This window comes from Cytobacillus firmus NBRC 15306 (genome assembly GCF_001591465.1).
Lineage (GTDB): Bacteria > Bacillota > Bacilli > Bacillales > Cytobacillaceae > Cytobacillus > Cytobacillus firmus.
This window is the reverse complement of the sequence record NZ_BCUY01000128.1, coordinates 1-7148: the sequence shown is the minus strand read 5'-3', so window position 1 is coordinate 7148 and position 7148 is coordinate 1. Positions and strand designations below refer to the sequence as shown.

The 7148-nt window shown below is 44.3% G+C and carries 5 protein-coding genes, 1 pseudogene and 1 other annotated feature; of the genes and pseudogenes, 1 reads left to right on the top strand and 5 read right to left on the bottom strand.

Going from position 1 to position 7148, the window contains the following annotated elements; translation table 11 throughout:
• From BFI01S_RS20345 to BFI01S_RS20335, 3 genes are all read right to left on the bottom strand, one after another.
• On the bottom strand, positions 1-1491 hold a 1491-nt coding region (locus tag BFI01S_RS20345; RefSeq protein ID WP_061794221.1), incomplete at its 3' end, for a catalase.
• A gap of 430 nt (positions 1492-1921) precedes the next feature.
• The gene (locus BFI01S_RS20340; protein ID WP_061794220.1) at positions 1922-2707 is read right to left on the bottom strand and encodes a glucose-1-dehydrogenase; all 786 of its coding nucleotides are present in this window, start codon (positions 2705-2707) and stop codon (positions 1922-1924) included.
• A 12-nt stretch (positions 2708-2719) separates the two neighbouring features.
• Complete coding sequence (locus tag BFI01S_RS20335) at positions 2720-3574, bottom strand: GRP family sugar transporter (RefSeq protein WP_082804573.1); 855 nt, start codon at positions 3572-3574, stop codon at positions 2720-2722.
• A 294-nt stretch (positions 3575-3868) separates the two neighbouring features.
• On the opposite strand from BFI01S_RS20335, the gene sstT reads away from it, so the two are divergent.
• On the top strand, positions 3869-5101 hold the full coding sequence (gene sstT / locus BFI01S_RS20330) for a serine/threonine transporter SstT (RefSeq protein ID WP_061794218.1): 1233 nt from the start codon (positions 3869-3871) through the stop codon (positions 5099-5101).
• Between the two features lie 108 nt (positions 5102-5209).
• On the opposite strand, the pseudogene BFI01S_RS24155 reads toward sstT, so the two are convergent.
• Positions 5210-5347, bottom strand: a pseudogene (locus BFI01S_RS24155) (VOC family protein); the annotation flags it as partial.
• Positions 5331-6782 carry a biosynthetic-type acetolactate synthase large subunit gene (gene ilvB / locus BFI01S_RS20325; protein WP_061794217.1) on the bottom strand — a complete coding sequence of 484 codons (1452 nt, stop codon included), beginning with the start codon at positions 6780-6782 and terminating at the stop codon, positions 5331-5333. The pseudogene BFI01S_RS24155 and the gene ilvB, both read right to left, overlap by 17 nt.
• A gap of 44 nt (positions 6783-6826) precedes the next feature.
• Positions 6827-7080 (bottom strand) — a binding site (T-box leader).
• Positions 7081-7148 lie beyond the last annotated feature (68 nt).

Sequence of the window (7148 nt, the reverse complement as noted above, 5' to 3'; positions counted from 1 at the left end):
TCCTTTCACTCGGCGGCCATAGTCTTCATCAGCCTGTGTGAAATGTTCAATCATAGCATCCTGAATCCGTTTGTCACATACAGCCAATGCCTCAGACAGGTTTTTAATCAATTCATTGCGTTCCCAATCATCAAAGCTCCTGTAAGTATGGCCGGCCTGGCCGTAGTTATTTGGCCGATCGATCGGTGCACTCATGGCAGCCGCATTATAAGTTGGCCGATGCGGGGTGCGCCCTTCTTGAGGTGCTTCCTTTAAGCCGCCCTTCATTGATGGCTCGTAGTTAATATGCGGATTATCTCCTGCCTCTTTCGGGTCACGAATATCCATTTGGCCGCGCTGCTGATTCGTACGCACAGGCGCTTTCGGCGCGTTAACCGGCAATTTCAAATAGTTCGCTCCTACTCGATAGCGTTGAGTGTCAGAATATGAGAAAGTCCGGCCCTGCAGCATCTTATCATCGGAAAAATCCATTCCATCAACAAGTACTCCCGTTCCAAAAGCCGCCTGCTCAATTTCTGCATGGTAATCCACTGGATTGCGATCAAGCACCATGCGGCCAACTGGCAGCCAAGGGAACTTATCTTCCGGCCATAGCTTCGTATCATCAAGGGGATCAAAATCCAATTCAGGATGGTAATCATCCTCCATGATCTGTACAAAAAGCTCCCATTCCGGATAATCTCCCCGTTTAATCGCCTCAAATAAATCCTGTGTAGCATGTCCGACATTTTTGGCCTGAATTTCGCTTGCCTTTTCCTGTGTCAGATTGCGGATTCCCTGCTTAGGCTCCCAGTGATATTTCACCAGCACAGCTTCCCCCTTTTCATTCACCCATTTATAGGTATTGACACCGGATCCCTGCATGTGACGGTATGTAGCGGGTATTCCCCAAGGTGAAAACAGGAATGTAATCATATGCGTGGCCTCTGGTGTCCTGGAAACAAAGTCAAACATCCGCTCGGGATTTGGCACATTTGAAACAGGATCGGGCTTGAAGGCGTGAATCATGTCTGGGAATTTCATCGCATCACGGATAAAGAAGATTTTAAGGTTATTGCCGACCAAATCCCAGTTTCCGTCCTCAGTATACATTTTAACGGCAAAGCCTCGAGGATCACGTGCTGTTTCGGGTGAATCCTTCGCACCTGCCACAGTTGAAAAGCGCACCATTAATGGCGTCCTCTTCCCTGCACCAGAGAAGACCTTGGCACGGGTATACTTCTCGACCGGCTCATCTCCCACTTTTCCGTATGTTTCAAAGTAACCGAATGCCCCTGCTCCTCTTGCGTGCACCACACGTTCCGGAACCTCTTCCCTATCAAAATGGGAGATCTTCTCAATGAAATGATAATTCTCCAAGGTCGCTGGTCCCCGATTGCCTATCGTGCGAATGTTTTGGTTATCCGTAACAGGATGCCCCTGCCGAGTTGTCAAGGTCTCACGCTTTACATCTTGATCATTTGCTGGATTCATATCTTTGTTATCTGCCACACTCAAACCTCCTAAAAATGAATGACCATATTTTGCCTCTGCTTCGAAAAAAATATACCTTAATTTACTGTATCCGTTAAGTATTGGATATGTTTCCAATATAGGCTGCCTGGTTATCATACCCTCCAAAATAGAAATTAAACCTTATTGAGTAAATGTACTTAATTAATTCCTGGTCCTTCACAATCTATAATCCAGAGGGTATATTTAATAATTTGTCCGCATCACGGTCATAGTTTGTTAACATTTACGCAATACAATGTAAATGTACCGAAACATCATAGAGCCCTTTTTCTTTACCCCTTCAGGTCCGGTCCTTTTTAAGCGGCCGGATTTTTTATGTCTATCTTTATACCGCTGGGCACTAAGATTTCCGCTAACTGCCTGAAAAAATTGAAAAGCCCCTCTCACATAGAGAAGAGCTTTCCATTCATCCTTTACCAGCCTGAAATCCCGGATATTGTGTCATGCCGCCATCAGCATACAAGGTCATTCCGGTGACATAGCTTGCTTCAGAGGATGCCAGCCATACTGCACATGCTGCTATTTCTTCCGGCTTGCCGATATAGCCCATGGGAATGAGCTCAACGACACCTTTTTTCAATTCAGGGTCTGCGAATTTTTCCGCATTAATAGGTGTATCAATAGCACCAGGGGCAATGCAGTTCACCCGGATACCGTGCGGGGCAAATTCAAGCGCAAGGGTCTCGGTCATCAATTTGACTCCGCCTTTGCTTGCTGCATAATGAACAAAATGTGGCCATGGAATTTCCTGATGAACAGATGACATATTAATGATCGAGCCTTTTATTTTGTTTTCCAGCATATAATCAATGGCTTCCCGGCAGCCTAGAAATTGTCCCGTTAAATTCGTCGAAATAACTTTATTCCAATCCTCCAGGGTGAGTTCTTCTGATGGGACTTCATTTTCGATCCCCGCATTATTAATCATGACATCGAGAGATCCGAATGTCTTTATGGCATGGGCGATCATTCTTTTAACATCCTCTTCCTTTGTAACATCCCCCTGGATGGCAGAGGCACTGCCGCCAGCTTTCTCAATCGTTTCTATGATCCCCTTCACTTCCTGTTCCTCATTAAAATAATTAATGACTACCTTCGCTTTTTCAGCACCGAACCGTTCTGCCATTGACTTTCCCAGCCCGGTCGCTGCGCCGGTGATAACGACAACTTTCCCTTCAAGACTTGGATACACAAAATCACTCCCTTATTTTTTCGTAAAGCCCAGCAATACTCCCCCAGCGATAATAAACAAACAGCCAAGGAGAACCATAAACACCTGTTTTTTGCTTTTCCGCTCATTTAAAAAGAAAAGTCCGCCAATGGTCGAAATTACTATTCCGGTCTGAGAAAGGGAAAAGCTGGTGGCCACGCCAATCTTCGGAAGGGAAAGCAGCAATCCCAGATTCCCGGTGCTCCAAATCAGCCCCGTAATGATATTACGGATTGCATATTTGTTATATGGCCTGCGGCGGAGGGTTATGAGGAATGCTCCTGTTACCATTCCAATCGCCTGCGGCAGAATGGCAGACCAGCCGTCAATTTCAAACCAGCGGATTAGTACCACATACCCGACAAAACCTGCTGTCGATAAAAGGAGTACAAGAAGGCCTTTCTTGAGACTTTTTCCCTGGTCCTTGTCATCACCCTGTTTCAAAGAAGTCAGTACAGCACCGACAATAATGCAGACCAGAGAAGTTACTCCGATAATAATGCTTATCGTTGTTTCCCATTCGTTAAAGATAAATACTCCAAAAAATGTCGTTCCTATAAGCTGCAGGCCTGTGGACATCGGAGCTGTCTTCGCAACCCCCAAATAGCGGACTGCTCCAAACTGATTTTTCTGCCCGATCGACCAGAACAATCCAGAAATAAAGCCGACTGCCCAAACAATATTGGACAGATCCGGTCTCTTGAAAAGATAGACAGCGATGGCAAATAATAAGGCTCCTATTGTCGTACCGAGCGTCTGGCTGTCCTCATCCCCGCCAAGCTTATTGCTGACAAATACGATACTGCCCCATGAAACCGCTGCAATGAGGGCTAATAGAATTCCTGTCATGATGTGTACCTCATCCTTCGATTTTATGTACATTTTTAGATTGCGGCTATAGATAGGCACTTATTCCACAAGCAAAAAAAGTATTGAAATTTTTATTATCATTCCACAAAGATAATCTTATGAAACCAATAGCATCAGCAGGCTACCTCAAAAAAAGCCGTTTAACAGATATTTCAATATAATAATTTATCACACAATTTATAATATTTGTGTTAAACTAACAAATATCACTGTCGAATAACAGTGATAAGCCATTATTCTCTTTTATATAATAATCATTTCGGAGGGAATCGAATGAAAAACGCAATCAGCAAGTGGAACCAAATAAGCCTGGTAAAAAGAATTCTGCTGGGCATCATCGCAGGTATTGTCCTCGCTTTGACTATTCCGAAAGCAGCGGGATGGGTCTCTATCTTCGGTACTTTATTTGTAGGTGCATTAAAAGCAGTAGCACCGGTACTGGTTTTTTTCCTGGTCATGCATGCCATTTCCAAACATAGAAGCGGACAGCAGACAAATATGAAGTCCATTATAGCTCTTTATGGTGTAAGCACCTTTTTAGCAGGACTTGTCGCAGTAGTAGCAAGCTTTATTTTTCCTGTTACCCTTTCACTTGCGCCGGGAGCAGAGGATGTAACACCTCCTGGAGGGATAGCAGAAGTTCTTACAACCCTGCTGACTAACGTCGTGGACAACCCGGTCAATGCACTGATCAACGGCAATTATATCGGCATTCTGACGTGGGCAATCCTGCTTGGCATTGCCTTAAGAAGAGCAGCTGATACAACAAAAAACATGCTCGCAAACTTCTCAGATGCCATCTCGACACTAGTAAAATGGGTGATTAGCTTCGCCCCAATCGGAATTATGGGCCTCGTGTTTGATGCGATTGTCAGCAATGGTCTTTCAGCATTGATGGATTACGGCAAGTTACTGTTTATCCTTCTGGGCTGCATGTTCTTTATCGCTCTGGTTGTGAATCCGCTTATCGTATTTTTAAATATTCGCAGAAATCCATATCCGCTTGTACTTAGATGCTTACGAGAAAGCGGAATTACAGCGTTCTTCACACGCAGTTCAGCGGCAAACATTCCTGTAAATATGAGCTTATGCGAAAAGCTCGGACTGGATGAAGATACGTATTCCGTTTCCATCCCATTAGGCGCAACGGTTAATATGGCTGGTGCAGCTGTTACAATTTCTGTTTTGACTCTTTCAGCGGTTCACACATTAGGTATTCAAGTGGATTTTGGAACAGCTCTAATCCTTAGCGTGTTAGCAGCTGTCTCTGCCGCAGGTGCTTCAGGTGTTGCAGGCGGATCCCTTCTTCTCATTCCTTTAGCAGCCAGCTTATTCGGAATTCCGGATGACGTAGCGATGCAGGTTGTCGGGGTGGGATTTATTATTGGCGTATTACAGGATTCATGTGAAACAGCCCTTAACTCTTCCTCAGATGTTTTATTTACTGCAACGGCTGAATATGCGAAGCAGCGCAAGGAAAGCAAAATTGCAAAACTTAGTGCATAAATAAATGAAGGAGTCACTCAAAGGTGACTCCTTCACTGAAGCCCTGTCGTTTAAGACGGGCTTTTTCTTTTATGTATTGTATCATTAGATGCTAATAGCCTTTACTATTTACTTCGCATTTGCATCAGGCTGGTGAATTCCGAAAATATTCCCTTCTGTATCCTTATAGTACCCCTGCCAAGCCATTTCAGGAAGAGCATACTTCGGCAGAGCGACAGAGCCGCCATTCTCAAGGATTCTGGCTTTTATTTACGATTATGACTTTTACAGGGAGACCCCATTCTTTTAATAATATTAGTTCCTGAAGTGTCATTTGAAAGCCGCCATCCCCAACTAGCAAAACTACCGTCGCATCTGGGTCTGCAAGCTGGGCACCAATAGCTGCCGGGAATCCAAATCCCATTGTCCCTAATCCACCAGAGGTAACCCAGCGGTTTGGAAGAGAGAAAGAGTAATATTGTGCAGCCCACATTTGATGCTGGCCGACATCCGTTGTCACAATCGCATTACCTTTCGTATGTTTGTGTACTAATTCTATTAAATGCTGGGGTGGAAGTAATTCCTGGGTATCGTTATACCAATAAGGATGATTTTTTTCATATTGTTCTAAATGGTTTAACCAGTGTATTGAATCTGGCCCTTCAACTTCTTGACTCATCATCATCTGTAAGACTGCTTTTGCATCTCCGGAGATCGGAAAATGAGTCTCGACATTTTTGCCGAGTTCTGAAGGATCAATGTCAATATGTGCAATCTTTGCTTTCGGTGCAAAAGAATTCAAATTACCTGTTAACCGATCGTCAAAACGGGCACCTATATTAATTAATAAGTCACATTCGTAAATAGCCATGTTAGAGGTATAACAACCATGCATTCCTGCCATTCCTAAAAATAGAGGATGCTGTGCCGGAAAGCCTCCAAGTCCTAAAAGAGTGTGGATCACAGGCACTTGGTAACCCTCTGAAAATTCAAGCAATTCTTCTGAAGCTTTTGCATGCAGAACCCCTGCTCCTGCTAAAATGACTGGTTTTTTGGATTCGCCAAGGGCCGCGAGCAAGTTTTCTATCTGTAATGGATCAGGAGTGGCTTCTGGCCGATACCCTGGCAGATTGATATCAGCGTGCAGGGATGCAGCAGTATGTAAAGCTGCCAAATCCTTGGGGATATCAACTAATACAGGACCAGGTCTTCCTGTTGTCGCAATATGAAACGCCTCTTTTACGATTCTAGGAAGGTCCTCTATCCTTTTCACCTGATAATTATGCTTTGTGATGGGTGTCGTAATTCCAACAACATCCGCTTCTTGAAAGGCATCCGTACCAATGACCTGAGAGGAAACCTGACCTGTAAAAATAACAAGCGGCAATGAATCCATCATGGCATCAGCAATCCCTGTCACAATATTTGTTGCACCTGGCCCTGAAGTAGCCACCACAACACCCGGCTTTCCTGAAACACGGGCATAGCCTTCAGCCGCGTGGATGGCTCCCTGTTCATGACGGGCAAGAACATGCTTTATCGGTGACCTGTACAAAGCATCGTAAATACCCAAAACTGCCCCGCCAGGATAACCAAACAAAATTTCTGCACCTTCCTGTTTTAACGCCTGGATGAGAACGTCTGCCCCGTTCATCTTCAACTTTTCTGATTCCAAATTTACGATCGCCTGTTTTGATTCCATGTACATCTCCCTCTTTTCAGGAAAATAAAAAAACCCGCCCCTAATATAGGGACGAGTTAGCTCGCGATACCACCCTAGTTCCGTTTGCGGATAGAAAAATCCACTTACAGCACCTCGATCAACGTACAATCATACGTGTTCCTTCGTAACGGGGGACCACCCGGCAATACTTACTGAAAGAGTTCAGCATTGCATCTCGGAGATGATTTTCGGATAGGTTCTGAACATCGGCTTGCACCATACACCGACTCTCTGTGGAACAGGGCACTTATCTTACTCTTCTCGTCATCGATTTTATTTTCCGAAATTTATTAATTTTAAAATTATCAGCTTTACAATCTTTTGTCAAATACTTTTTTATTTTGG

Bases quoted from the DNA above. Each gene is read 5' to 3' on its own strand.
- BFI01S_RS20335 (WP_082804573.1), bottom strand. From the start codon at position 3,574: ATGACAGGAATTCTATTAGCCCTCATTGCAGCGGTTTCATGGGGCAGT.
- sstT (WP_061794218.1), top strand. From the start codon at position 3,869: ATGAAAAACGCAATCAGCAAGTGGAACCAAATAAGCCTGGTAAAAAGA.
- ilvB (WP_061794217.1), bottom strand. From the start codon at position 6,782: ATGGAATCAAAACAGGCGATCGTAAATTTGGAATCAGAAAAGTTGAAG.